The sequence below is a fragment of the Aeromonas sp. 2HA2 genome (assembly GCF_029237345.1).
GTDB classification, from domain to species: domain Bacteria; phylum Pseudomonadota; class Gammaproteobacteria; order Enterobacterales; family Aeromonadaceae; genus Aeromonas; species Aeromonas salmonicida.
This window is the reverse complement of the sequence record NZ_JAACGB010000004.1, coordinates 63,329-88,807: the sequence shown is the minus strand read 5'-3', so window position 1 is coordinate 88,807 and position 25,479 is coordinate 63,329. Positions and strand designations below refer to the sequence as shown.

Annotated in this window: 16 protein-coding genes; 7 read left to right on the top strand and 9 right to left on the bottom strand. The window is 64.4% G+C overall.

Features of this window, described 5'->3' with window-relative positions:
* Nucleotides 1-6 precede the first annotated feature (6 nt).
* Genes amoB through amoH form a run of 5 tightly spaced genes read left to right on the top strand, consistent with a single transcriptional unit; the run spans nt 7 to nt 12,650 of the window.
* On the top strand, nt 7-915 hold the full coding sequence (gene amoB / locus GWQ29_RS07880) for an amonabactin biosynthesis bifunctional protein AmoB (RefSeq protein ID WP_275919154.1): 909 nt from the start codon (nt 7-9) through the stop codon (nt 913-915).
* Complete coding sequence (amoF, locus tag GWQ29_RS07875) at nt 912-4,025, top strand: amonabactin biosynthesis non-ribosomal peptide synthetase AmoF (protein ID WP_275919153.1); 3,114 nt, start codon at nt 912-914, stop codon at nt 4,023-4,025. The genes amoB and amoF overlap by 4 nt, the downstream gene beginning before the upstream one ends.
* Before the next feature lie 20 nt (nt 4,026-4,045).
* Nucleotides 4,046-4,795 (top strand): 2,3-dihydro-2,3-dihydroxybenzoate dehydrogenase, encoded by a 750-nt coding sequence (gene dhbA / locus GWQ29_RS07870; RefSeq protein ID WP_275919222.1) that lies wholly within the window; start codon nt 4,046-4,048, stop codon nt 4,793-4,795.
* A gap of 8 nt (nt 4,796-4,803) precedes the next feature.
* Nucleotides 4,804-11,052, top strand: coding sequence for an amonabactin biosynthesis non-ribosomal peptide synthetase AmoG (gene amoG / locus GWQ29_RS07865; protein ID WP_275919152.1), 6,249 nt, complete (start codon nt 4,804-4,806; stop codon nt 11,050-11,052).
* Entirely contained in the window at nt 11,049-12,650 is a 1,602-nt protein-coding gene (gene amoH / locus GWQ29_RS07860; protein WP_275919151.1) for an amonabactin biosynthesis glycine adenylation protein AmoH, read from the top strand. The genes amoG and amoH overlap by 4 nt, the downstream gene beginning before the upstream one ends.
* Before the next feature lie 79 nt (nt 12,651-12,729).
* Here the strand turns inward: amoH and GWQ29_RS07855 are convergent, their stop codons facing one another.
* Complete coding sequence (locus GWQ29_RS07855) at nt 12,730-13,674, bottom strand: amonabactin ABC transporter substrate-binding protein (protein ID WP_065403230.1); 945 nt, start codon at nt 13,672-13,674, stop codon at nt 12,730-12,732.
* Between the two features lie 158 nt (nt 13,675-13,832).
* Between GWQ29_RS07855 and amoD the strand changes: the two genes are divergently transcribed.
* The gene (amoD, locus tag GWQ29_RS07850) at nt 13,833-14,558 is read left to right on the top strand and encodes an amonabactin biosynthesis phosphopantetheinyl transferase AmoD (RefSeq protein WP_275919150.1); all 726 of its coding nucleotides are present in this window, start codon (nt 13,833-13,835) and stop codon (nt 14,556-14,558) included.
* A 69-nt stretch (nt 14,559-14,627) separates the two neighbouring features.
* On the opposite strand, the gene GWQ29_RS07845 is transcribed toward amoD, so the two are convergent.
* From GWQ29_RS07845 to GWQ29_RS07825, 5 genes are all read right to left on the bottom strand, one after another.
* Nucleotides 14,628-15,431, bottom strand: coding sequence for an amonabactin ABC transporter ATP-binding protein (locus tag GWQ29_RS07845; protein ID WP_265431925.1), 804 nt, complete (start codon nt 15,429-15,431; stop codon nt 14,628-14,630).
* Nucleotides 15,431-16,498, bottom strand: coding sequence for an amonabactin ABC transporter permease subunit 1 (locus GWQ29_RS07840; RefSeq protein WP_111587728.1), 1,068 nt, complete (start codon nt 16,496-16,498; stop codon nt 15,431-15,433). Before GWQ29_RS07840 ends, GWQ29_RS07845 begins: the two co-directional genes overlap by 1 nt.
* Nucleotides 16,499-16,512: 14 nt before the next feature.
* Nucleotides 16,513-17,529 (bottom strand): amonabactin ABC transporter permease subunit 2, encoded by a 1,017-nt coding sequence (locus GWQ29_RS07835; protein WP_005315288.1) that lies wholly within the window; start codon nt 17,527-17,529, stop codon nt 16,513-16,515.
* A 70-nt stretch (nt 17,530-17,599) separates the two neighbouring features.
* Entirely contained in the window at nt 17,600-19,573 is a 1,974-nt protein-coding gene (locus GWQ29_RS07830) for a siderophore amonabactin TonB-dependent receptor (protein ID WP_169045994.1), read from the bottom strand.
* 57 nt (nt 19,574-19,630) lie between these two features.
* Nucleotides 19,631-20,869 carry a siderophore amonabactin export MFS transporter gene (locus GWQ29_RS07825; RefSeq protein ID WP_275908824.1) on the bottom strand — a complete coding sequence of 413 codons (1,239 nt, stop codon included), beginning with the start codon at nt 20,867-20,869 and terminating at the stop codon, nt 19,631-19,633.
* A 256-nt stretch (nt 20,870-21,125) separates the two neighbouring features.
* On the opposite strand from GWQ29_RS07825, the gene GWQ29_RS07820 reads away from it, so the two are divergent.
* Complete coding sequence (locus GWQ29_RS07820) at nt 21,126-21,878, top strand: hypothetical protein (protein WP_275919149.1); 753 nt, start codon at nt 21,126-21,128, stop codon at nt 21,876-21,878.
* A 15-nt stretch (nt 21,879-21,893) separates the two neighbouring features.
* Here GWQ29_RS07820 and GWQ29_RS07815 read toward each other — a convergent pair whose 3' ends face one another.
* The 3 genes from GWQ29_RS07815 to GWQ29_RS07805 form a co-directional block, all read right to left on the bottom strand.
* Nucleotides 21,894-22,355, bottom strand: a complete 462-nt coding sequence (locus tag GWQ29_RS07815) for a DUF2919 domain-containing protein (RefSeq protein WP_256683897.1) — start codon at nt 22,353-22,355, stop codon at nt 21,894-21,896.
* Nucleotides 22,356-22,506: 151 nt separating this feature from the next.
* Nucleotides 22,507-23,454, bottom strand: a complete 948-nt coding sequence (corA, locus tag GWQ29_RS07810) for a magnesium/cobalt transporter CorA (RefSeq protein ID WP_005315297.1) — start codon at nt 23,452-23,454, stop codon at nt 22,507-22,509.
* A 369-nt stretch (nt 23,455-23,823) separates the two neighbouring features.
* Nucleotides 23,824-25,473, bottom strand: a complete 1,650-nt coding sequence (locus tag GWQ29_RS07805) for an electron transfer flavoprotein-ubiquinone oxidoreductase (RefSeq protein WP_275919148.1) — start codon at nt 25,471-25,473, stop codon at nt 23,824-23,826.
* Nucleotides 25,474-25,479: the final 6 nt, after the last annotated feature.

Here is a 25,479-nt window from a genome sequence, read left to right as displayed (position 1 = left end):
GACGTTATGGCTATCCCAACCCTGAACAACTACGCCATGCCCAGCCAGTGGAAGGCCAACAAGGTCAACTGGACCCTGGATCCCAAGCGCGCCGCCCTGCTGATCCACGACATGCAGGAGTACTTCACCGCGTTTTATGGCGAGAACAGCCCGCTGATCCAGGCCCTCACCGAGCGGCTCGCCGCGGTGCGCAAACAGTGCAAGGCCCTCGGCATCCCGGTCTTCTACACGGCCCAGCCCAAGGATCAATCCCCCGAAGATCGCGCCCTGCTCAACGACATGTGGGGCCCGGGTCTGAACAAGAGTCCCGAGCTGCAACAGGTGGTGGCAGGGCTGCGCCCGGAGCGTGACGACACAGTGCTGGTCAAGTGGCGCTACAGCGCCTTCCAGCGCTCCGAACTCGAACAGATGCTCAAAGACCTGGGGCGGGATCAGCTCATCATAGGCGGCATCTACGGCCATATCGGCTGCATGATGACCGCCTGTGACGCCTTCATGCGCGACATCCAGCCCTTCTTCCTGGCAGACGGGATAGCGGACTTCTCCCTGGCCGATCACCAGATGGCGCTCGACTATGTTGCGACCCGCTGCGGCAAGGTGATCCCCTGCGAGGAGGTGCTGGCACTTGCCCCGGCTTCCACTTTCGCCGTCCAGACTAATCCGTTGCTGACGTATGAGGGGCTCAAGGCGCGGCTGCTGAGCCATATCGATGAAGACGAAGGAGAGTTTGACCCGGACGAGAACCTCATCGACTACGGCCTCGACTCGGTGCGCATCATGTCCTTGCTCACCGAGTGGCGCGCCGCCGGGGTGGAGCTGGGCTTCGTGGACTTGGCCAAGCTGCCGACCCTCAACGGCTGGTGGCGTTTGATCGAGGCCAAGCTGGCAGCGCAGGCGCTGGAGGTGACCCCATGAGCCGCTTCCCTCTGACCATACCCCAGCAGGGGCTCTGGTCCGGTCACTTGCTCAACGACGACAAGGCCATGTTCAACACCGCCGAGTGTATCGCCTTCGATGGCAAGGTCGACGTGGCCGTGCTGGTGGCTGCGCTCACCCGGGCTGTGGGTGAGTGCGAGGCGCTCAAGGGCCACTTCGAAGACGATGGGGAGGCGGTCTGCTTCGTCTCGGACGAGGCGCCACTCGCCTATGACGAGGTGAACCTTGAAAGCGATGATGAGGTCGTCGCCCGCGCCTGGGCATGGGCCGATCTGCGCCGCCCGTTCAAACTGACCGAAGAGGCTCCCTGCCGCTTCGCCCTGCTGCGTGGCCCCGGTCGGGATTACCTCTACAGCTGCGTGCACCACATAGCACTGGACGGCTTTGGCACCACCTTGCTGTTCCAGCGTATCGCCGAGCTGTATGCAGAGGAGCTGGTCGGGGAAATGGAGTCCCCATCCCCCTTCGGTTCCCTGCACGAGGTATTGGCCGAAGAAGATAGCCGCGAGCAGAGCGGCAAGAACGCTGCCGCCCGCAGCTTCTGGCAGGAGCAACTGCAAGCCTGGCCCGAGGTGAAATCCTTTGGCGAGACCCGCGCCCCCATCGCCGCCGAATTTATCCGCGAGAGCCGTCCGCTGCCCGCGGCGCTGTGGCAATCCCTGACCGGCTTTGCCGACGAGCACAAGCTGGGTTGGCCCGATCTGCTGCTGGCCGGCCTCTCGGCCCAGCTCTCCCTTGCCAGTGGCCAGCAACAAACTTTGCTTGGCCTGATGATGATGAACCGCATCGGCTCGGCGTCGCTGACAGTGCCCTGCATGCAGATGAACATCACCCCGTTGGCGCTGGCGCTCGGTGAAGAACTGGATCTGGCGGGGGCCGCTGGCGCCGTGGCCAAGGCCAAGCGCGGCGTGCGCAAGCACCAGCACTACCGCTACGAGCTGCTGCGCCGAGACCTTGGCCTGGTGGGGGGCGACAAGCGGCTGTTCGGCCCTCTGGTCAATATCATGCCGTTCGATCATGCCCGCCGGTTTGGTCCCCTCAGTGCCCATATCCTCAACATCAGCGCCGGGCCTGTGGAGGATCTCACCATAGAGGTGCAGGTTGGCGCGGATGGCCAGCCCAGACTGGATCTGGACGCCAACCCCGGCTGTTACCAGCAGCAAGATCTGGCGACCATCGCCGATACCCTGTTCGCCCTGCTGGGGCGCTGGCTGGCTGAGCCCGCCCAGACCCTGGGCACCCTCAAGGCCGATTGGCTGGCCGAGCAGCGGCTGGGAGCCATGATCACGGCTCCGGCTCACGAAGCTCTCCAGGTGCGCCCGGTGCTGGACGCGCTCTGCCACTTCGCCGCCCAGACCCCGAACAAGATTGCCCTGATACAAGGGGAGGCGAGCGTCAGCTACGAGGCGCTGCTGGCCCGCTGCGAGCAGATGGCGGCAGCCCTGCAGGCGTCCGGCGTGCAACCCGGGGACAGGGTCGGCGTCATGCTGGCCCGCTCTCCCCAGGCCATCTTCGCCCAGCTGGCGGTGCTGCTGGCGGGCGCCGTCTACGTGCCCCTCGACCCCGAGCAGCCGCTGGAGCGCCAGGGCCATATACTGCGCCTTGGCGAGGTCAAGACCCTGATCACCCAGGCCGAGTATCGTCACAAGCTGGCCAGCCTGTTTGAGGGGCGCACTCTCCTGGCGGGGGACCTGGTGAGCGACAACCGCTTGAACCAGCCGGCCGCCGGCCGCGCCGTCGCCTACCTGATGTTCACCTCGGGCTCGACCGGCCTGCCCAAGGGGGTGGCGGTCAGTCATGGGGCGCTCGATCACTTCGCCGCTGCCGCCCGCTGCCGCTATCACCTGAACGAGGGCGCGCGGATGCTGCAATTTGCCCCCTTCAATTTCGACGCCAGCATAGAGGAGGTGTTCGCCACACTGAGCGCCGGTGCCACCCTGGTGCTGCGCACCGACGCCCTGCTCGAATCCATGGCTGCCTTTGCGGCTGGGGTGGAGCAGATGGAAATCACCCACCTCGATTTGCCCACCGCGTTCTGGAACGAGTGGGTGGTGGCGCTGACGGCGGGCCAGGCCCACATTCCGGCCTCTCTTGCCACCGTCATCATAGGCGGCGAGGTTGTCTACCCCGAGCAACTGGCCCAGTGGCAGCGTCAGGGCCGCACTGATGTGCGCCTCTTCAACACCTACGGCCCCACCGAGACCACTGTGGTGGTCACTACCCAGGAGCTGCAGCAGGAAGACCCGAACCAGGCTCAGCTGCCCATCGGTCTGCCGCTGCCTGGCATGCAGGCGCTCATTCTGGGGGCAGGGGAACAGCCTGCCAGCGAGGGGGAGCTGGTGCTGCTCGGCCCGCAGCTTGCCAACGGCTATGTGGGTGGCGCGCAGAGCGTGAATGTGCAGAGTGAGCAGGGCGGTTTTGACACCCTTAGGGTCGGTGAGCAGGCGCTGCCCGTCTATCGCACCGGCGATCGGGTGCGGCTGGAGGCCGGCCGGCTGGTCTATCTGGGCCGGCGCGACAACGAATTCAAGATCAGCGGCTATCGTATCCAGCCCGGCGAGGTGGAGGCCCAGCTGCTGGCCCTGTCCGGGGTGGACGAGGCCTGCGTGCAGGGGGTGAGCATCGGCAGCGTACGCCGGCTGGTGGCCTTCGTGGCCGGCTCCGAGCGCGACAGTCGGGCCATCAAGGCGCAGCTCGCCAAGGTGTTGCCCGCCGCCATGATCCCCACCGACTATCGCCACTATGACCAGCTGCCCCGCACCGGCTCCAACAAGCTGGATCGCAAGGCCCTGCTGGCTCAGTACCAGTCCACGGATGAGGCACTGACCCTCGGCAGTGAAACCGAGAACCGGGTCGGCGCCATCTGGCAGCAGATCCTGGGGCTGGCCACCATGGCGCCAGCGGACAACTTCTTCGAGTTGGGGGGCCAGTCCCTGCAGACCATACAGATAGTGAACCGGCTCGGCGCCGAGTTCGGGGTGCAGGTCAAGGTCTCCGACGTGTTCGACCACCCCCGTCTGGACGACTTCTGCCGCTTCCTCGACGGCAAGCTGACCGAGGATGAAGAGAGCGTGGAGATGGTGTGGTGATGAGCAAGGATCAACAAACAATGGCCTTTGATTTCAGTGGCAAGCGGGTCTGGGTGACCGGAGCTGGCCGTGGCATAGGGCGCGAGGTGGCCGAGCAGTTCGTGGCCGCCGGCGCCGCCGTGGTGGGGCTGGATCTGGCGTTCCCCGAGGCCGGTTACCCCTATGCCACCCGGCTGCTCGACATCGGTGATGCGGCGGCGGTGAACGCCTGCTGCACAGCGCTGCTGGCGGACGGCGGGCTGGATGTGCTGGTCAACGGGGCCGGGGTGCTGCGCCTCGGCCCCACCGAAAACTTGAGCGACCAGGATTGGCACGACTGCATGACGGTCAACGCTACCGGCGTCTTCTATCTGCTGCGGGCCCTGGTGCCCCACTTCAAGACGCAGCGGCGCGGCGCCATCGTCACCATAGGCTCCAACGCCGCCCATGTGCCGCGCATGCAGATGGCGGCCTACTGCGCCTCCAAGGCGGCTGTCACCAGCCTGACCCAGACGGTGGGGCTGGAGCTGGCCCCCTTCGGCGTGCGGGTCAACCTGGTGTCGCCGGGCTCGACGGATACCCCCATGCTGCGGGGCATGCTGCCGGACGAGGGGGCCATGGCCCGCACCATTGCCGGGCTGCCGGATCAGTTCAAGCTCGGCATTCCCCTGCGCAAAATCGCCACCCCGGCGGAAATCGCCAATACAGTGCTCTTCCTGGCCTCGGACTTGGCCAGCCATATCACGCTGCAGGATCTGGTCGTCGATGGCGGCGCCAGCCTGAGCGCCTGAGGTAAGTCATGAACAATATGATAACGCTGCTAAAACAGCTGGAACGCCAGGGTGTCAGGCTGGCCCTCAACGAGAAAGGGCAGCTGATTTCCCAGTCGAGCAAGGAGGCACTGACCCCCGCCATCGGCGCCCAAATCAAGGCGCACAAGGATGAGCTGGTGCGCTGTCTGGCGGCTCGCGCCGCCTTCGAGGCCCCCATTGCCGCTCAAGGCGTTCAGAGCGGCCCGCTCTCCTCCTCCCAGAGCGGGCTCTGGTTTATCGAGCAGTATGAGGAGGCCTCCCATCTCTACAATATGCCGGTCTACTTCAGGGTCCGTGGCGAGCTGGATACCCGAGCCCTGGAATTTGCCTTCGACCACCTGTTTGCCCGCCACCCCAGCATGCGCACCCGTTTCGTCAAGGACGAGGCGGGCAGGGGGGCCCAGGAGATACTGCCGCACGTGCCCTTCAAGCTGCATATTGAGGACGTGAGTGAGCAGTCCGCAGCCGAGCGCGAGGCCTATGTGGCCCGCCGGGTGCGCGAGGAGATAGGCCGCCCCTTCTCCCTGACCCAGGGGGATCTCAGCCGGGTGCACCTGATCCGGCTCGGCAGCCGCGAGCACGTGCTGCTGATCACCCAGCACCACATCATCTCCGACGGCTGGTCGGTCAAGAACATGTTCGCGGATCTCAAGCGCGCCTTTCTTGCCCACCAGAATCGCGAACCCCTGCAGGTGAGCGAGCTGCCGCTCACCTACATCGACTATGCCCGCTGGTTCAACTCGGACCGTTTTCTCGATTATCACGCCGAGTTCAAGCCGTTCTGGGTCGACCGCCTCGGTGGCAGCCCCGAGGTGCACGGCCTGCCGCTGGACAAGCCCCGCCCGGCCCATCAGGCCAGCGGTGGCGAGCTGGTCTTCTCCACCATAGACAATGCCCTGTGGGAGAGCTTCAAGCGGCTGTGCCAGCGCCATAACACCTCCAACTTCATCGGCCTGCACGCCCTGTTTGCCTTGCTGATGGTGCGCCAGAGCGGCGAGAAGGAAGTCGTCATAGGCACGCCGCTCGCCTACCGCGAGCGCCACGAGATAGAGTCCCTGGTGGGCTTCTTCGTCAATACCCTGGTACTGCGCACCCAGCTCGACGGTCGCCCCAGCTTTATCGAGTATCTGCAGCAGTGCCGGGAGGAGGATCTGGCGGCCTTCGATCACCAGCTCTACCGCTTCGAGGCGCTGGCCGAGGCCATAGGCGCGGATCGCACCACCGCCATCAACCCCATCTTCCAGATCATGCTGGTGTATCAGGCCAAGGTGGATTTCAACGATCTCATCCCCGGCTGCCAGCTGGTGGAGGAGACCTCTCCGGTGCTGCCCGCCAAGACCGACATCTCGGTCAAGGTGACCGAGTTGATGGATTCCGTCAGGGTGGACTGGCTGTTTGCCACCGCCCTGTTCGAGCGAGAGACCATCCAGGCTTACGCCGATCGCCTGCTGTACCTGATGCGCGCCGTGGTAGCGGCCCCCGAGACCGACATCTGGCAACTGCCGCTGGAGGCGGGCGCAGACAGGGCAGCGCTGGCCGCCGAGCTCGCCAGTCTGCCCCTGGATTACCCCAGCCGCGACACCCTGCTTTGCCACATAGAGCGCCGCGCGGCGGAGCGTCCCGACGCGCTGGCGGTGAGTGATGGCGAGGGTACCCTGAGTTACGGCGAGCTGGAGGCGCGCGCCAACCGGCTGGCCCACTGGCTGCTGACCCGAGGCGTGAAGCCGGGCGCCGCCATCGGCATCCAGGCCAGACGGGATGTGGCTTTCGCGGTCGCCCTGCTCGCCTGCTGGAAGGCGGGGGCGGCCTATGTGCCGCTCGATCCCGCCTATCCCGCCGAGCGATTGGCCCATATCCTCGGCGACGCCAGCATTGTGCTGGTGCTGGGAGGAGAGCCGGATGCCCGGCTCGCCGAAGCCATCAAGGGCACAGATGCCGGTTACCACAACCTGCATCGGCTGGCGCTGGATGGGTTACCAAGCAAGGCTCCCGCCATCCCCCGGGACGCAGCCATGCTGGCCCAGATCATCTACACCTCCGGCAGTACCGGCCTGCCCAAGGGGGTCATGGTGGAGCAGGGCAGCCTGGTCAACCTGATGGCGGATCATGCCGAGCGCATCGCCCTTGATCACGAGGGTGCCATGTTCAACTGCATGTCCCTCTCGTTCGATGCGGGTAACATGACGACCCTGCTGCCGCTCTACTGCGGCGCGGCCCTGCACTTTGGTGAGCCGGGCGAGGGGGCCATCACGGCAGCGATCAACTGTGGCGCCAGCCATATGGTCCTGCCGACCGCCCTGCTGGCAAACCTGTTGCCACCGACCGATCTCGGTTCCCTCAAGGCCATCGGTTTCGGCGGCGAGGCGTGCCCGAGCAGCCTGGTGGAACGCTGGGGGGAGCGGGTAGCACTCTTTAACATGTACGGCCCGACCGAGTGCACAGTCACGGCGCTCTGCGCGCGGCTCGTGCCGGGTCAGCCCATCACCATAGGCCAGCCCATCAGCAATTTAAAAGCGCTGATCCTGGACGAAGGGGGCAACCTCTGCCCCGTGGGTGTGCCCGGCGAGCTCTGCCTGAGTGGTTTGGGTCTTGCCCGTGGTTACCTCAATCTACCGGAGCGAACCCAAGAGGCTTTTATTGAGCTGACGCTTGATGCAGATACGGATGCCCGCACTTACCGCCTCTACCGCACAGGCGATCGGGCGCTCAGGCGCCGCGACGGCAACATCCAATATCTGGGCCGGATTGACGAGCAGATCAAGCTGCGGGGCTATCGCATCGAGCCCGGCGAGATAGAGACGCAAGTCGCCGCGCTGTGCCCGGCCATCCGCCAGATCAAGGTAGTGGTGCAGGAGGGTCGCCTGCTGGCGTACGCCTGCCTGCATGAGGGGGCGAGCGAGCCGGACGGCGAGGCCCTGCTGCAACGGACTGGCGAATGCCTGCCCGAATACATGGTGCCGGTGCGGCTCTGCTGGCTGCCCGAGATGCCGCTCACCCCCAACGGCAAACTGGACCTGCGCCGCCTGCCTGCCATTGATTGGCAGCAGAGCAAGAGTGAGCCACAGAGCGAGCTGGAGCAGACTGTGCTCGCCATCTGGCAGGGGGTGCTCAAGCAACCCCTCGGAGTGGAGGATGACTTCTTCCGCTTAGGCGGCGATTCCATCCTCAGCATCCAGCTCACCACAAGGCTGCGGGATGCGGGGCTGCACTGCAGCGTCAAGGACGTGTTCGAGGCCAAGACGGTGCGCCGCCTCTGCCGCCAGCTCGGCCAGCAGCAGGCAGTCAGCCATCAGACCGAACAGGGCAACTTGGTCGGCGGTTTCCCGCTCCATCCCATCCAGCACTGGTTCTTCGAGCAGGGCTACGCCAAGCCCGGCCACTGGAACCAGGGGGTAATACTGCGCCTGCCCGCCGGGATCGATGATGACACCCTGGCCGGCTGGCTGACTACCCTGCGCCAGCACCACGATGCCCTGCGTCTGGCGGTGACCCCGACCGGCCAGCGCTATCTGGCCGAGCTGGCGCTGCCGCCCTTGCCGACCCTGGATGCAGGGGCCCTCGGCGGGGCTGAACTGCAGGCCCGCCTGACCGAGTTGCAGAGGGATCTGGATCCTGCCAGTGGCCACACCCTGGCCTGGGCCCGCCTGCGCAACCTGGCCATCGAGGGTGAGGCAGAGCCGGTGGAGGGGCTTTTCCTCGCCTTTCACCATCTGGTCATCGATGCCGTCTCCTGGCGCATTCTGGCCGAGGATCTCGCCCGGGTGAGCAGGGGCGAGCCCCTGCCCGCCAAGGGCAGCAGCTATCGCCAGTGGGGCGAAGGGCTGGCCGCCTACGCCCTGCGCGAAGAGGATCAGCTGGCGTTCTGGCTGGCCCAGGGGGAGGGCAACCAGCGAGGACTGCTGGAAGCACAGCGCGCCGAAAATGGCCGCGCCGCCGCCAGCCTGCTGCAACTGGACAAGGAGACCACGGCCCGCTTGATCGACCCGGCCAATCAGGCCTTCTTCACCCGGGTACCCGACTTGTTGCTGGCCGCCCTGACTCGCACCCTGAGCGAGCTGGGTTATGGCACACGTCACTGCGTGATGCTGGAAGGGCACGGCCGCGAGGCAATCGATGCTGAACTCGATGTGAGCCGCACCCTGGGCTGGTTCACCAGCACCTATCCGCTGGCGCTGGCCGATGAGCCAGAGTGGGATGCGCTGGTGTGTGCCACCAAGGAGCGGCTGCGGGCCGTACCGGACAAGGGGGTAGGCTTCAACGCCCTTCGTCTGCACCATCCCCGTGGCTGGGAACTGCCCGAGGCCCTCATCGTCTTCAACTATCTGGGAGTCAGCCATCAGGGCGCTGCAGGTCAGCCCTGGCAGCCCCTGCCCATGGCGCCGGGGGCACCCTCCTCACCGGACAACCTGCCGCGCGAGCTTATCAGTTTGCACGGGGGCGTCTATGACGGCTGCCTCACCCTGCGCCAGGTCGGTGCCCTCAACCTGCAGGGGAGTGACGCCCTGATGGTGAGATTGGCGGCCAACCTGCGTGCCCTGGTGGATCACTGCTGTGGGGTGAGCGCTCCGCGCCACACCCCGAGCGACTTCCCGGGGCTTGGCCTCTCGCAAGCGGCGCTCGACCAGGTGCTGAGCGGGCGCGAGGTGGAGACACTGCTGCCCATGACGTCCTTGCAGCAGAGCATGCTCTATCACAGGGCGCTGGCGCCTCGTGATACGGCTTACCATCTGCAGACCGAAATAGGGTATCACCAGCCACTGGACTTGGCCGTCTATCGCCAGGCCTGGCAGGCGCAGATAGCTCGCTGGCCGGCCCTGCGCAGCGAACTGGTGCTGGCGGATGGGGTGGCACTGCAGCGCATCCTGCGCCATGCCGAGCTGCCATTCCACTATCAGGATCTAGTAGGGGATGAGCAGGCCGAGGCGCGCATCGCGGCCTATCGCCAGCAGGATCTGGCCCGTCCGATCCCGCTCGAGCAAGCTCCCTTGCTGCGGGTCGCCTGCTTCAAACTGGCACCCGATCACCACAAGGTCATCTTCAGCGCCCACCATGGCGTGCTGGATGGCTGGAGCGGCCCAGTGCTGCTGGGCTCCCTGCATCGCTGCTACCAAGCCCTGATGAACGGCCTGCTGCCGCAAGCCGAAGCGGATGGGGCCTGGCTCGAATTTGGCCGCCATATCGCGAGCCAAACCCGCGCCAGCGAGGCCTACTGGCATGGGCGCGCCGAGCAGCTGGCCCGACCCAATGATCTCTCCCGTCTGTTCGGGGTGGCGCTGGAGCCGCAGCTGACGCAGCACAGGCCTGCGGTGTGCGGCCAGACCCTGGCGCCGCAGGTGTCGGCTCAACTGGAGGCCCGTGCCCGCGAGCTGGGGGTAACCACGGGCTTGCTGGCCCAATACGCCTGGCATCGGTTGCTGGCCCGCCGTTGTGGCGACGACATCACCCTGGTGGGCAACGTGACGCCGGGCCGGGATTTCCCCATCGAGGGGATCACCCAGAGCGTCGGCCTCTATATCAACAGTCTGCCGCTCAGCCTGGATTGGCGCACCGAGGCGACCCTGGCCGAGCATATCGCCCGGCTGCAGTCGGATTTGATGGCACTCAACGAGCACGGTACCCAGTCGCTCGCCGCGCTGACGCAGGGCAGAGCGCGCCTGTTCCAGAGCCTGTTCGTGTTCGAGAACTACCCTGTGCCGGCGCTGCCGGAGGAGCCGGAGCCCCATCAGCTGGTGCCGCGCTTTGGCGCCGTGGTGGAGAAGGTGGAACTGCCGCTCTCCCTGGTGGTGAACGCCCGCAGCGGCCAGTTCAATCTGCGCCTCGAGTTCGACGGGGATCTGATCCCCATGGCGCAGGCGGAAGCCGTGCTGGCCACCTGGCTGACCGAGCTCGGCTGGCTGGCGGGGGCGCACCTTGCGCTGCCGGCCAGACCCAATGAGATGAGCCTGCCTGCCCCCGTGGCCGCGCGCGTCGCGGCGCCAGTCGCTGGGCCCTGTCCGCCCGCGGCTCGTCCGCTGGTGGCCCTGTGGGAGCGCCAGTGCGGCGTGCCCGGCGTCTGGCAACAGACCCTGTGTGAACTCGGGGTGGATTCGGTGCAGCAGCTCGCCCTGCTGGCGGCTCTCAATACCGCCTTTGCCGGCGAGCGTGCGCCGCTCACCCTGCGGGATCTCAAGGCCCATTCATCCCCCAGCCGGCTCTATCAGCACTGGTTGGTGCGGCTGCCCGAGGAGGTGCTATGACGGCCCTGACCAAGATTGACCAGGCTCCCGTCAAACCGAAAGCCAATCGGGAGTTGAGCCTTCCGCAAGGGGGGCTGGCAACAGAGCAGACCCTGGGCTCGCGTCTGGCCGATTGCCTCGCCGCCACGCCGCTGGCCCCCGCCATCGGCATGGGCGGGGTTGGTGTGAATGAGCGCGGCATGAGTGAGCAAGGCACGGGCGAGGCCGGTCCCGGCGCCTGGCTCAACTATGGCGAGCTCAGCCTGCGGGTCGGTCAGATCGCCGCCCGCCTGCAGGGGCTGGCGGTGGGAGAGCGGGTCGGCCTCTACTTGGAGAGAGGCCCGGATCTGGTGGCCTGCCTGCTCGCCTGCCTGCGCCTCGGCCTCACCTTTGTGCCACTCGAGCCGGATTTCCCGGTGGAGCGGCTGCAGGGTATCGCCCGTCAGGCCCGGCTCTCGGCGGTGATCTGTGATGGACATGGCGATGTGCCCGCGTTTGGCTGTCCGCTGCGCTCCCTCGCCGGCATCGGTCACGCGGGGGCTGCGACCGTGCAGTGGCCCAACGTGGACGATGCGCTGGCGGCCTACATGATGTTCACCTCGGGATCCACCGGCGAGCCCAAGGGGGTGGTCATCAGCCGGCGGGCCTTGCTCTGCTTCCTCGACGGGATCCGCGAGCGGCTCGGGCTATCACCTAACAGCCATTGGCTCTTTATCACCACCCCGGCCTTTGACATCTCCTTGCTGGAGATGCTGGGCCCGCTTTGGGGCGGGGGCCGGCTGACGGTGGCCGGCGGCGAGCACAACAAGGATCCCCTGGGAATGATGGCGTTGCTCGAGGCGGATCCTTCCATCAACTTCCTGCAGGCCACCCCGGCCTGCTGGCGCATGCTGCTCAAAGCAGGCTGGCAGGGGCGCGAGCGCCTCACCGCCCTGTGTGGCGGCGAGGCGCTGGACTCTGAGTTGGCCGAGCAGCTTTGCAGTCGCACCCAGCGGCTGTGGAACTGCTACGGGCCGACCGAGGCCACCGTCTGGTCGCTGGTGAGTGAGGTGCGCTGGCCACCGGCGGAGGGGCAGATCACCATCAGCCACAGCCTGCCCGGCTACCGCCACTGGGTGCTGGACGAGGCGGGGTCGCCGGTATCTGAGGGGGCGTGCGGGGAGCTTTGCATCGAGAGCCCGGCCCTGTGTGAGGGGTACTGGCGCAAGCCGGCCTTGACGAGCGCCGCCTTCCTGAGGGTCGATACCCATCGGATCTATCGTACCGGCGATAGGGTGCGCCGACTGGGGGCGGATCGCTTCCTCTATCTGGGAAGGCGGGACGATCAGGTCAAGCTGCGCGGTTTTCGCATCGAGCTGGGGGAGGTAGAGGCGGGCCTTCGCCGCCAACCCGGGGTGCAGGAGGCGGCGGTGCGCCTGGTCGGCGAGGGGGACGAGGCAATGCTGGTGGGCTATGTGGAGGCCAAAGCCGGGGTGATCCTCAATCGCCTCGCCCTGCGCAAGGGGTTGCAGGCCACGCTGCCGCACTACATGGTACCGGCGCGGATCATCCTGCTCAATGCTCTGCCCAAGACCGGCAGCGGGAAATTGGATAGAAAGGCGCTGCCGTTACCCGAGTAAGCTCTCTGTCCGAGTGCCTTGATAAACAAAGAAGCCCGCATGATGCGGGCTTCTTTTTGGCTGCCATATGAGCGCGGGTTTATTGGGTGATGGGGGCCGCGTCCGGTTTGGCGAGCAGCTGCTCGACGTCGTCGATCACCTTGAGGGCCGCCTGGGGGCCGCCGGTGGAGGTCCACAGCGAGCCGTCCACGGCGCCAAAGCGCTTGCCCTTGATGGCGTTCAGTTGCTGGAAGGCCGGGGTCTGTTCGGCCTGCTTCATGGCATCCACCGCATCGCCGCTGGCGCTCAGGGTGCCTATCACCAGCCAGTCACCGTCGAGCAGGTTGAGGGATTCGAGGCTCAGGGCCGGGGAGTGGGGGGTCTTGTCGCCGATCTGGTGGGTCGGACGGGCCAGCCCCATCTCTTCCACCACGCTGCTGGCGAAGGTGCCGCTGTGCATGTAGCTCGGGCCCTTCGGGTTCCAGCGTACTATGCTCAGGCGCTCGCCCTGATGCTTGGCAAGCTTGCTGCGGGCCTCTTGCAGGCGGGCGTCATACTGGGCGAGGAAGGCCTTGCCCTCGGCGTCCCGGTTCAGCACGTGGGCGCTGCGATTGAAGATCTCCTTCCAGGAATCACCCCAGTTGCCGGTGACCACTGTGGGGGCTATCTCTTGCAGCAGGGTAAGCAGTTCGGGTTTGGTCTGGCCGGTCAGGATGAGATCCGGCTCCAGATCGATCAGCCGCTCCAGATTGGGGTTGTCCAGATCGCCGACCACGGCGATATCCTTGCCGGCCTTGTTCAGCAGGTAACGGGGTAATGTGCCCTGGCCACGACCGTTGACGGTGCCGACCGGCTGCAACCCCAGGGTCAGGGCCGTATCCAGATCGATTTCGCTCAGCACCACCACCCGCTTGGGTTGGGTGGGCACGACCTGGGTCTTGCCATCGGCATCGGTCACCTGACGGGTCTCGGTGCTGGCCTGGGCCTGAAAACCGACCAGGCTGGCCAGCATGAGCGCGGCGGCCAGAGGGGAGGAGATCTTCATCGTTACATCCTTCTTGGTGAAATCAGCGAAAAACCGGGCCCCAAACGGGCGGACTTATGCTATCACAAATTCAAATGATAAAAATTGTCATTTGCGTTTGTGGTGCTGAGAGGGGGTGATTTGCTACCATGACCGCTCTCGAACCAAGGGCCTTTTCGATGCCAATCGCTTCCCTGGTTGCCGGATCCCGAGGCAGTTTTATCCTGCATGCCGACTGCCTGCCGCTGCCCGGTGCGGCGCATATTGCGCTGCAGCGGGTCTGCTTCGATCCCGCAGCCTTCACTCCGGCCTGCTATGAGCAAGCCCGGATCCTGCTGCCCGACAGTTTGCAGCGCGCGGCCCCCAAACGGCTGGGGGAGTTTCTGGCCGGTCGGCTGGCGGCCCGTGAGGCTCTGCGCCGCTTTGGGCTGGGTGATCATGTGGTGGCCATAGGATCGGCCCGCGAGCCGCGCTGGCCTGCGGGGTTTGAGGGCAGCATCAGCCACAGCCTGTTGCAGGGGCGCGGCATGGCCTTGTGTGCGGTGCGACCGGGCCAGGCAGGGATGGGGCTGGATCTGGAAGCCTGGCTGGAGGATGAGCAGGCGTGCAATCTCTGGCCAGGCATTGTGAATGATGAGGAGTGGGCGCGGCTGCAGCGCTGTCCGCTCGGTCTGGCCCAGGGGTTGACCCTGGTGTTCTCTGCCAAGGAGAGCTTGTTCAAGGCGCTCTACCCCAGGGTGGGGCGCTATTTTGACTTTCTCGATGCCCGTTGGCTGGCCATGACGGAGCAGACCCTCACCCTCGAACTAAGAAGCGCGCTGACCCCGGATCTGCCTGTCGGCTGGCACTGTACCCTGCACTGGCAAGGCTTGCCGGGGGGCGTGCTGACCACGCTTGTGCTCTGAACGAGCCTCTGCCGCTCGGTGTCATGGGATAAAAAAACCGCCATCAAGGCGGTTTTTTTGATCCTGTGTTCAGGCCTGCTGCTGCATGGCAAAGGCCTGCGGGCGGCGGCGCGGCACTATGATGGGGGCGCCATCGCCGGGGGCGTGCAGTATGTCCACATCCGTCTGGTAGAGGCGGTCGATGAGGGGCTTGGTTACCACCTCGCGAGCCGGGCCCATGGCCTGGATCTTGCCCTCGCCGATGGCGATCAGCTCGTCGCAGTAGCGGGCGGCGGTGGCGAGATCGTGGATGACAATGAGCACCGTTTTGCCCTCGGCGGTGATCTGGTGGATGGCCTCCATCACCTCGGTCTGGTGGCCGATATCCAGCGCACTGGTGGGTTCATCCAGCAATATGATGTCCGCGTCCTGGGCCAGCACCATGGCCAGCCACACTCGCTGGGCCTGGCCGCCGGAGAGGGAGCTGGCGCTCTGTTGCAAGATGTCGCCAAGCTGCATCCGCTCGCAGGCCCAGCGCACCATGCGGGCATCCTCTTCACTCCACTGATTGAACCAGCCCTGATGGGGGTGGCGGCCGTACTGCACCAGCTGCTCGACCTGAATGCCGGCGGGCACCAGGGGGCGCTGGGGCAGGTAGGCAAGCTCCCGAGCCAGCGCCTTCATGCCGTAACTCTCCAGCGGTTTGCCCTTGAGCAGTATCTCACCGGATTGGGGCTGCTCCTGGCCGGCCAGCAGCTTGAGCAGGGTGGATTTGCCGCCGCCATTGGGGCCGACTATGCCGACCAGCTTGCCCTTGGGAATGGTGAAGGAGATGTCGTTGAAGACGGGCTTTTGCTGATAGCCGAAGTGGAGGCGATTTAGGGTGAGGGTCATCAGTCGGTTCTCTGTCTGTCTTTGATCAGAATAAACAGCAGCAGTATGCCGCCAAGAATACGGGTCATGATGCCGGTGGCGACTTCATGGGGGCTGGCCAGTACCCGCACCAGAGTGTCACTTGCCAGCAGCAGCAGGGCGCCACACAGGGCGGCAATCCACAGCGGTACTATGCGATCCCTGCTCATCCAGGAGGCGAGTATGGGGGCCGCCATGGCGATGAACACCACAGGACCGCCGATGGCGGTGCCAAGGGCTGCCACTACGATGGCCTGGGCCAGCACGCCGAGCTGCACCCGGTTGACGTTCACCCCCAGACTCTGCGCGGTGACAGGGCCCAGACGCAGCACGCCCAGGGCGCGGGAGAGATAAATGATCCAGGGGCAGACCAGCAGGATCAGGATCCCCACAGGCACCACAGTGCCGTAGCCCTGGCCGACGAAGTTGCCCATGTTCCACAGGTAGAGGCTGGTGAGGTGCACCAGCGACTGGGTGGACATGACGAACTGGCCGATGGCGTTCATCAGCTCGGAGACGCCGATACCGATCACCACGAACAGATAGCCCTGCTCCCCCGGCTTGTTGCACAGGGCGTAGAGCACGGCGGCTGCAAACAGGGCGCCAAGGGGCGCGGCCCACCAGGGCCAGCTGCCGAGAGTGAGGTAGAGGGAGAAGGCGATGATGGCCAGCGACGCCCCCTCGTTGACCCCTATCATGTCCGGGGTGGCGAGGCGGTTGCGAATGAGGGTCTGCACCAGGCAGCCGGAGAGGCCCATGGCGGCGCCTGCCACCAAGACGGCGACGATGCGCGGCAGCCGGATCTTGAAGACAGTCACCTCATCGAGCCGGCTCCCCTCGCCAAGCAGGGTTTGCACGACCCCCAGCATGGTGAGTTTGCTTGAGCCCAGGGTCAGCGCCAGCAGGGAGAGCAACGCCAGTGTGAGCACCAAGCCCAGCGTGATGAGCCAGGCGCGGCGGTGCAGTAGCAGGGTGCGTTCACCCAGTCGCAGGCAGAGGGTGCCGGAGGGGAGTGAAGCATTCAGCGATGTGTTCATTGGATTGTTCATGAGGCAGGGTGACCTTATTTGACGGCCAGCAGGGAGCGGAAGCCGCCGCTGCGCACCACCATGATGAGCACGGGGGCACCGATCAGCGCCAGGATCACGCCGTTGGGCAGCTCGAACGGCTGGATCAGCCAGCGTGCCAGTATGTCGGCCCCCAGCAGGAACAGCACACCAAACAGGGCGGAGAAACGCACCTGGATGGCGAGGCGCACCGGCTCCACCAGACGGGCGCAGTAGGCGGCCAGAAAGCCGACGAAGCCGATGGGGCCGGCGATGGCGATGGCGCAGGCGGTAAACAGGGTGGCGGCCAGCAGCACACCGATCCGCACCCGGGTCGGTCGTATGCCGAGGGCCTGGGCCTGGTTGTCTCCCATCTGCATCAGGGTGAGCTGACGGCAGAGCGCCAGGGTCAGCAGCAGACCGGCCAGGGCGAAGGGCACCACAGTGAGCACTGCGTCGAGATCTGAGGCCGCCAGAGACCCCAGGTTCCAGAAGCGGAACTGCTCCAGCACCACCTTGTTGGAGAGCAGCAGGAAGTTGGAGAGGCCGCCAAAGGTGGCGGAGAGGGCGACCCCCACCAGGATAAGCTTGAGCGGATTGGAGCGACCCACCATGAGGCCGAGGCCCAGAACTATGAGGTTGCCAAGCAGGGCACCCATGCCGGACCAGAGCAGATAACCGTAGGCCGATTCAACGCCAAAATAGGTCAGTCCTATCACCAGGGCGAAGACGGCGCCGGCGTTGACGCCGAGCAGGCCGGGCTCGGCCAGTGGATTGCGGGTGGCGCTTTGCAGCATGGAAGCCGCCAGCGCGAGACAGACGCCCACCACCAGGGCACACAGGGTGCGGGGCAGACGCAGGGTATGAATGATCATGGCGAGCTTTTCGTCGGCCATGAGGGCGGGATCGCCCAGCAAAAATCCGGCGACCTCGCGGCCACCATAGACACCGGCACCCGTGGCCAGTGACAGACAGATCAGCATGAACAGGAGAACAACTCCCAGCCAGAACAGCTGTGTTTGGTGTCTGAGCACCCGGATACTCCTTATCGTCGAGGCGATAAAAACGGAAAAAGGGAGCCCGCTTGGGCTCCCGAACGGGGGATTACAGCTTGTAATTCACCCCGGCATAGACGGTGCGACCTTCCAGAATGAAGTCGGCGTCGGTGGCGACCTGGTCACGCTGGGTGTTGGTCAGGTTGGTGATGCCGAGTTTGAAGTCGAGCGCCGGCGTGACTTTCCAGTTGGTGTTGAGGTCCAGGGTCTGATAGTGCTTGGACTTGAGCGCCTGGGAGTTGTGCATCGGCACCTTGATGAACTGGCTGCCCACGTATTGCCAGGCCAGGTTGGTACTGACGATCTCGGTGGCTTGCCAATCCAGGCTGAGGTTGCCGGTGTGATCCGGAGTCTTGGCCAGATCCTCGCCCGTGCTCTTGTCTTGGGAATCCAGCAGGCTCCAGTTACCGGTCAGCTTGACGTTGTCCAGTACATCGACCCAGCCGGTCAGCTCCAGCCCTTTCACCCGTGCCTTCTTGACGTTGAGGTAGGTCATGACGGTCGGACGGTAGCCCGGACCCCACTGATCGCTCTGGATCAGATCTTCGATGTCGTTGTGGAAGCCGGTCACACCTGCGCCGAAACGCTCACTCTCGTAGGCGGTGCCCAGCTCATAGCTGACGGCGGTTTCCGGTTTCAGGTTCGGGTTGCCGACTACCTTGCAGGCACCACGGCAGGCGGTGGTGGCGAAGCCTTCGCTGGACTGGGCCAGGGTCGGTGCCTTGAACGCCTTGCCGGCGCCACCCTTGATCACCCACTCGTCGCTCAGCTTGTAGAGCGCATAGGCGCGCGGGCTGAACTCGTTGCCATAGGTTTCGTGGTGGTCGAGGCGGCCGGAGAGGGTCAGCGCCAGATCCCCCAGGCTGAATTCGTCCTGCAGATAGAGGGCGCTCTGGCTGGCATCCACGCTGCCGTTGGTGATGCTGCGGCTGTGCTCCAGCTCGGTCTTGCGCATCTCGGCACCCGAGGTCAGCAGGTGATCCCCCAGATAGCCGCTCAGCTGGCCATCGACCGTGTGGTTGGTCTGGGTGACATCGGCGGCGCCGCCGTTGAGCTGGGAGTCATCCATCAGATCCGTCTGCTCGAAGTAGTAGCGGGCGCGGCTGTCGAAGTGTTCCCAACGTCCGTTGTGGGTCAGCCCCAGGCTCAGGCGATCGAGTTTTTGCACGTTGTGCGGGGTGGCCGGTGCGGTCGGGGCACGGGGCACGTTGTTGAAGTAGCTGTCCATGTCGTTCTGGTTGTAGCCCAGATCGAAATCGATATCCTGGTTGTCACTGACCAGCCACTTCAGGCTGGAGAGCACATTGACCACTTCCCGTTTTTCCAGCGCATCGGCATCCAGGTTGTTGGACTGATCGCTGTGCCAGCGGTCACGCTGGTAGCCTTCGACCACCACGCTGCCCAGCAGCTTGTTGTCGATGAGGGCACCGGAGACGAAGGCGCTGCCCTGGTTGGCATCGCCACCGTCACCCTTGGTGGGCATGGAGTGGGTGTAGCCGAAGGCCGCTTCGGTCTTCTCCTTGGCCTGGCGCAGGATCACGTTGACCACACCCCCTAAGGCATCGGCACCGTACAGGGAGGAGACGGGGCCACGGATCACTTCGATGCGCTCTATGGCCGCCATGGGGATGGAGCTCAAGTCGAAGTCATTGCCAAAGGAGCTGCCCAGGGTCTCGCGGGCGTTGACCCGTTTGCCATTGATCAGCAGCAGTGTGTAGTCGCCACCCATGCCGCGGATCTTGATCTCGCTGCGACCCGTGGGGTTGGTGCCTATGATGTTGACACCCGGCACATGCTTGAGGGCATCGCCTATGTTGTTGGCGTTCATCTTGTCCAGATCGGCGCGGGTCACCACAGAGACGCTGGCCGGGGCGGACAGTTCCGTGTGCTTGGTCTGGGTGGCGGTGACCACCATGGTCTCGTTGGCTTTGGGTAACTCGGCCTGGGCCAGGCCCGGCAGGGCAAACAGACCGAGGGAGAGCAAAATCGGGTTCAAGCGAAATACGCCAGGCTGCAACTGCATAGTCAAAACTCCATGAATAAAACAGAGGTTATGGGGTCCGGCTCTGGGGCCGGTGGCTCACTGACTTCCCTGTCTGGCCGTACCAGACGCGGGGTTATTGTTATTCCTTGTCTGCGCCAGTCCCTTGAGCAGGAGCCAGACGCCACCACAGGCCAGCAGGCTGCAGGCAATATTGATCCAGGCAAGCCCTGCAAAGCCGTGCAGGGCACCAGTGCTGTCCGAGAAGAGATACTTGGCCGAGATCAGGCTGCCGAGACCCGCCGCCACATTGGTCACTGTGCCCTGAAAAGACATGAAGGCGGCGCGCTGATGGGGGGCCGGAATGGCTGCCGTGATGGCGAGTGTGGTGCTGGATCGTGCCGAGCTCAGTGCCATGAAGAGGGTAAACAGCAGGTAGACGGGCACGCCAACGGGGGCGGCGAAGCCGAGCAGGGTGATCAGGGCCAGCAACAGGCTGGTGATCAGAATGGCGGCCAGCGCCCGGCCCTGATCGATCCAGCCACCGCACAGCCGCATGGTCGCCATGCTGGCAAGGCCGCCACACAGGTAGAGTGCGGCGATCTGCTCGCGGGGGAAGGCGAGGTTGAACTGGAAGTAGTTGGCAAAATGCGGGATCAGCAGGAAATGACCGAACATCTGCAAAGAGAGAATGAGCAGGGCGCCCTGGCAGAGCGGCGATCCCAGCAGCTGGCGCAGCCCGCTACCCTGGGGAGAACGGGTGACCGGCAGGGAGGGCAGCAGCAGGGCGCACAGCAGGGCCAGCAGCAGGCCGCCAGCACCGAACAGCAGGAAGGGGCTCTGCCAGCCGAGCCACTGGGCCAGGATGAGGGCAATAGGCACTATCAGGATGGCGGCCAGCGAGAACGCCATCCCCACATAGGCGAGGCGGCGGCCCCGCTCGGCCGGGGGGACCAGGTCCAGCACGGCGGCCATCAGGATGGCGGAAAGAGGCCCGGCCACGCAGCCCGACAGTATGAACAGCATCAGCAGTTGCTGGCTGTTTTGCACCAGGGCGCAGGCCATCAGCAGCAAGAAGCGCAGGGTCAGCAGCACCAGCAGGGCGGGTTTGCGGTTGACGCGATCGAGCCAGGGGGCTGCGATGAGGCCCATCAGGGCCGCGCCGAGGGTGGCGCCGCCGCTGAAATAACCGGTTTGCTCCGGTTGCATGCCGAGGCTGATGACCAGATCCGGCCCAAGGGGCATCACCATCATCATGCTGCCCATGGAGAGCATGTTGATCAGCATCGCCAGATGGATGGCAGCAGGGGTAGTGGTGACGGCGTTTGCTGGCTTCATCAGAAGTGGGCTCGAAAAAATGAGTCCGAATTGTATCCGAGCGATTTTTATGTGACAACAAATGGTAATCATTTTTATTTGTGTTATTTGATCTATCTCCATCCTTTCCGCTCGCAGGCTGCCAAGGGGGGCGCTCCGGCCCATGCCGCCATTGCCCCTGGGGTGCAAAGTCATTGAAAAGCGAGGCAGATGGATCATGATGGTGATAGCCAGACTGGCAGAGGCGGTGAGCCGGGCTTCCGGACAGGAGAGAGAGATGAAAAGGTGGCGTTGGAGCGGGATCTTGTTGCTGTGGGGGCTCTGGTGCCTGCCGCTGCGGGCCGAGGTCAAGGTGATCCCGGTATTCGAGGCCGAGGCCATGGTGCAGACCCTCAAGGAGATCTACCCGGACCTCGGGGTGAGTGCCATGGGCAACCAGCTGGTGCTGAGCGGCAGTGCGGCCAAGTTGCAGGAGGCCGAAGCGACCCTGGCCAAACTCAACCAGCCGCCCCAGAGCCTGCTTGTCGAATGGCGGGTGGATGGTGCCTCAAGCGGTCAGCAGATAGAGGCGGGTATCGGTGGTGATGGGGCCAAACGGCAATGGCTGCTTGAGGGCAATGCCCGGCAATACCAGCGCAGCCAGAACGACAGCTGGCAGGTGCGCGGCCTGTCGGGGCGGCCCGTGTTGCTGCAGATGGGTTCCTACCAGCCGGTCACCTTCTATCAGTGGCGCGGTGGTCAGGTGGTGGGCTTGATACCGCTCATCAACGGTCTCTACGCCACCGCTACCCTGATAGGGGACAGGGTGCAGATAGCGCTCAGCAGCGAGCAGGCCAGGCTGGAGCAGGGCACCCTCACCACGGGGCAGAATGCCACCGAGGTGAGCGGCGCCCCGGGTCAGTGGCTGACGGTAGGGGAGTTATCCACCAATTCGGCTGGGCAAGGGAGCAGCCTGGGTACCCAGTTGCAGGGGGGCAGCGGTTCTCAGAGCGATCGCCAGACCCTGCAGATCCGGGTCACTCGTCAATGAGTGACCCCTGCATGCTCAGTGGGGTTGATCGGCTGCGTATTCGCGGATCTGGCGGCTGCGCAGCAGATACCAGAGTGCCCAGAGGCTGCCGATCAGCACCAGAGCGGTGGGCCAGCTGAACGACCATTTCTGCAGGTTGAGGCTGTGCAGCTGCATCACCAGGCCGCTGACGGTGGAGCAGAGCAAGAGGCCGCGGCTATGGCGTCTGAGCCAGGCGCGCACGCTGTCAGCCTGCTGATAGGTGCCGCCAAAGGCGAGCAGTGCCAGCATGGCGGGCACGTCGGTCAGCAGGCTGATGTAGAGGCTGATCTTGTCCGGATAGAAGAGGGTCAGGATCTCGCTGCCGCTCTCGCGGGTGACCCCGGCCATCAGAAACAGCCAGACCGAGCGAGTCAGCAAGAGGGCGATGGGCCAAAACCAGAGGGGAGGGCGCAACTGGCCGTGATCGTCATATCTGTGTTCGGGGTAGAGGGTCATGGTCGCCCGTTATCGCCTGGGTTGTGCAAATGATGAAGAGGATATGGGGCAGAGTGGCGCCCTTTGCAAGGCATGCCGGGTGACACGAATTAATCGGGGGGCCAGTGCCCCCCCAATCCATCGTCTCTTTTTATCGCACTTTCTGGCGGCGTTACAGCCAGCCCTTGCGCTTGAAGAAGAGGCCTGTGCCGAGGGATGACATCACCATCAGCACCAGCGACATGGGATAGCCATACTCCCAGGCCAGCTCCGGCATACGACCGAAGTTCATGCCGTAGATGCTGGCGATCAGGGTCGGCGGCAGGAAGATCACGGCCGCCACCGAGAAGATCTTGATCACCTTGTTCTGCTCCAGATTGGTGACCCCCATGGAGGCCTCCAGCTGGAAGTTGATCTTGTCGAACAGGAACTGGGTGTGGGGCAAGAGGGACTCTACGTCGTGCAGCATCTCGTCGATCCACTTGTTCTGCTCGCCCGTCATACGCTGGCGCAGGCTGCGTTTGAGAAAGCGCAGGGCGCGGCGGGTATCGTGCAGGGAGAGACGGATCTGGCCGTTGGCCTCTTCCTGCGCCATCAACTCCTTGAGCATGGGATTGATCTGATCCGGCTCGAAGATTTGATCGGCGGTGTTTTCCAGGGTTTTGTAACCGTCTTCGATGAGATCCGAGAGGTACTCCACCTTGAGGTTCTGCACTTCCAGCAGTATGTCGAGGGCATCCTCCACTTCCAGCCTGTCCTGGCGCATGTAGTGGCGCAGCAGGCGCACTAGGCCGATGTCATCCTCGCGGATGCTGATCAGCAGGTTGTTGCGCAGGGTAAAGGAGACGTGGACACCCTTGGTGTCACGACCGATCCGCTGGGGAAACAGGGAGTGAATGTGCAGACCATCGGTATCCCAGTAAAAGCGGGCGGATGCTTCGATGTCGTCCAGCTCTTCCTTGTCGGGGACCTCTTCCAGAAACAGGCCGGTCAACCATTCTCGCTCCGCCGTGTCCGGCTTGTAGGCATCCAGCCAGACGGTGTTGTCAGGCAGTATGTCGTCAGGCCCGAGCGTGACTATGTCCAGTACCTTGTTATTGAGAATGTAGGCGGTGATCATCTGTCCCCCCTTAAAAAGTCGTGGGTCATCAGGGATGGTTGCACAGGTCATGCGGCCTTAGATCGCGTAGAAAGCGATCCCGTGGATAAGCGAAACGGGCCGATGGAAAACCTGAATGCGGCGAACTATACAGGGGCGGGGAGCGCTTGTCAGGGCCTATTCATCCTAGGTTCAGCCTGTTCGCTCAAAAAAACAGCGAGGTCGGATCAGCGGATCAGGCCGTAAAAGTGACTGCCTGTTCACTACCGCATTGTGCAAAGTGCCCACCCGGGGGGACAGGCATCACCGATTGGGATAGTTGGGTCCTGACCCTCCTTGCGGTGGTGTCCAGACGGTCTGGTAGCTCTGCGATCTCAATGCTCCCACCTGTCACATATTGGGATAGTTGGGCCCGGACCCTCCCTGCGGTGGTGTCCAGATGATGTTCTGGCTCGGATCCTTGATGTCGCAGGTCTTGCAGTGAATGCAGTTGGCCGCGTTGATCTGCAAGTAAGGCTGGCTCTCACTCTCCACTATCTCGAACACCCCGGCCGGGCAATAGCGCTGGGCGGGCTCGGCCCAGGTGGGCAGGTTGACCGCCACCGGGATATTCGCGTCCTGCAACTTGAGGTGGCAGGGCTGATCCTCATCGTGGCTGGTGTTGGCGAGATAAACAGAAGAGAGCTTGTCAAAGCTGAGTTTGCCGTCCGGTTTGGGATAGCTGATGGGCTGACAACGGCTGGCCATGCGCAGCTGACGGTAGTCAGGCTCCTTGTCCAACAGGGTGATAGAGTCCAGCAGAGGGAAGGAGGCACCCCGCTGCTCCAGCCAGTTGAAGGCGCCGCCAAGCCAGGGGCCCCAACGATGCAGGGCCGCCCCAAAGTTGCGGGCGGTTTTGAGCTCCTGTGCCAGCCAGCTCTGTTGCAGCGCATCCTGATACTCGGCCAGATCCCGGCCCCCCTCATCACCGCCGCGCAGCGTCATGGCGACGGTTTTCGCCGCCAGCATCCCCGACTTCATGGCAGTGTGGATGCCCTTGATGCGGGAAAAATCCAGGGTGCCGGCGTCGCAGCCGATCAAGAGACCGCCAGGGAAGTGCATGCGGGGCAGGGAGTGCCAGCCGCCCTTGGTGATGGCGCGGGCGCCGTAGCTGATGCGCTCGCCCCCCAGCAGAGTCTGTGCGATGAGGGGATGGTGCTTGAAGCGCTGGAACTCGTCGAACGGGCTGAGCCAGGGGTTGCTGTAGTTGAGATCGACAATCAGCCCGACCGCCACCTGATTGCCATCCATATGGTAGAGGTAGAAGCCACCCTGGCTCTTGCCGGTGCGCAGCCCGGCCAGTGGCCAGCCGCTGCCGTGCAGCACCTGGCCCGGTTTGGCCTGGCCAGGGGGGACTTGCCACAATTCCTTGAAACCGATGGCGTAATGCTGCGGCTGGGCGCTGTTTTCCAGATTGAACTCGGCGATCAACTGCTTGCCCAGATGGCCGCGAGCACCTTCGGCAAACAGGGTATAGCGACCATGGAGCGCCATGCCGGGCACGTGATCCGATTTGGGATTGCCCGCTCTGTCCAGCCCGAGATCTCCGGTGATCACACCCCGCACCCGTCCCGCTTCCATGATGAGCTCGCTTGCGGTAAAACCCGGGTATATTTCGACTCCCAGCTGCTCGGCCTGTTGACCGAGCCAGCGGCAGAGGTTGCCCAGGCTCAGAATATGGCTGCCATCGTTGTGCATGCGCGGCGGCACGGCCCAGTGGGGCAGTTGCAGGGCGCGACGCGCATTTTGCAACAGATGAACCTGATCATCGTTGACGGGTATGCCAAGGGGCGCCTGCTGCCAGCTGTCCGGCAACAGCTCCTTGAGAGCGACGGGATCGAACAGGGCGCCAGAGAGCAGATGGGCGCCGACCTCTGCCCCTTTCTCCAGCACGCAGACCGAGAGATCGGCATTGTGCTGCTTCAGGGCGATGGCTGCACTGAGTCCTGCTGGGCCGCCACCGACGATGACGACATCAAATTCCATTGCTTCGCGTTCCATCTTGCC

Excerpts from the sequence above, each read along its gene's own strand:
- amoB (WP_275919154.1), top strand. The coding sequence starts at position 7 with ATGGCTATCCCAACCCTGAACAACTACGCCATGCCCAGCCAGTGGAAG.
- amoF (WP_275919153.1), top strand. The coding sequence starts at position 912 with ATGAGCCGCTTCCCTCTGACCATACCCCAGCAGGGGCTCTGGTCCGGT.
- dhbA (WP_275919222.1), top strand. The coding sequence starts at position 4,046 with ATGGCCTTTGATTTCAGTGGCAAGCGGGTCTGGGTGACCGGAGCTGGC.
- amoG (WP_275919152.1), top strand. The coding sequence starts at position 4,804 with ATGAACAATATGATAACGCTGCTAAAACAGCTGGAACGCCAGGGTGTC.
- amoH (WP_275919151.1), top strand. The coding sequence starts at position 11,049 with ATGACGGCCCTGACCAAGATTGACCAGGCTCCCGTCAAACCGAAAGCC.
- GWQ29_RS07855 (WP_065403230.1), bottom strand. The coding sequence starts at position 13,674 with ATGAAGATCTCCTCCCCTCTGGCCGCCGCGCTCATGCTGGCCAGCCTG.
- amoD (WP_275919150.1), top strand. The coding sequence starts at position 13,833 with ATGCCAATCGCTTCCCTGGTTGCCGGATCCCGAGGCAGTTTTATCCTG.
- GWQ29_RS07845 (WP_265431925.1), bottom strand. The coding sequence starts at position 15,431 with ATGACCCTCACCCTAAATCGCCTCCACTTCGGCTATCAGCAAAAGCCC.
- GWQ29_RS07840 (WP_111587728.1), bottom strand. The coding sequence starts at position 16,498 with ATGAACAATCCAATGAACACATCGCTGAATGCTTCACTCCCCTCCGGC.
- GWQ29_RS07830 (WP_169045994.1), bottom strand. The coding sequence starts at position 19,573 with ATGCAGTTGCAGCCTGGCGTATTTCGCTTGAACCCGATTTTGCTCTCC.
- GWQ29_RS07825 (WP_275908824.1), bottom strand. The coding sequence starts at position 20,869 with ATGAAGCCAGCAAACGCCGTCACCACTACCCCTGCTGCCATCCATCTG.
- GWQ29_RS07820 (WP_275919149.1), top strand. The coding sequence starts at position 21,126 with ATGAAAAGGTGGCGTTGGAGCGGGATCTTGTTGCTGTGGGGGCTCTGG.
- GWQ29_RS07815 (WP_256683897.1), bottom strand. The coding sequence starts at position 22,355 with ATGACCCTCTACCCCGAACACAGATATGACGATCACGGCCAGTTGCGC.
- corA (WP_005315297.1), bottom strand. The coding sequence starts at position 23,454 with ATGATCACCGCCTACATTCTCAATAACAAGGTACTGGACATAGTCACG.
- GWQ29_RS07805 (WP_275919148.1), bottom strand. The coding sequence starts at position 25,473 with ATGGAACGCGAAGCAATGGAATTTGATGTCGTCATCGTCGGTGGCGGC.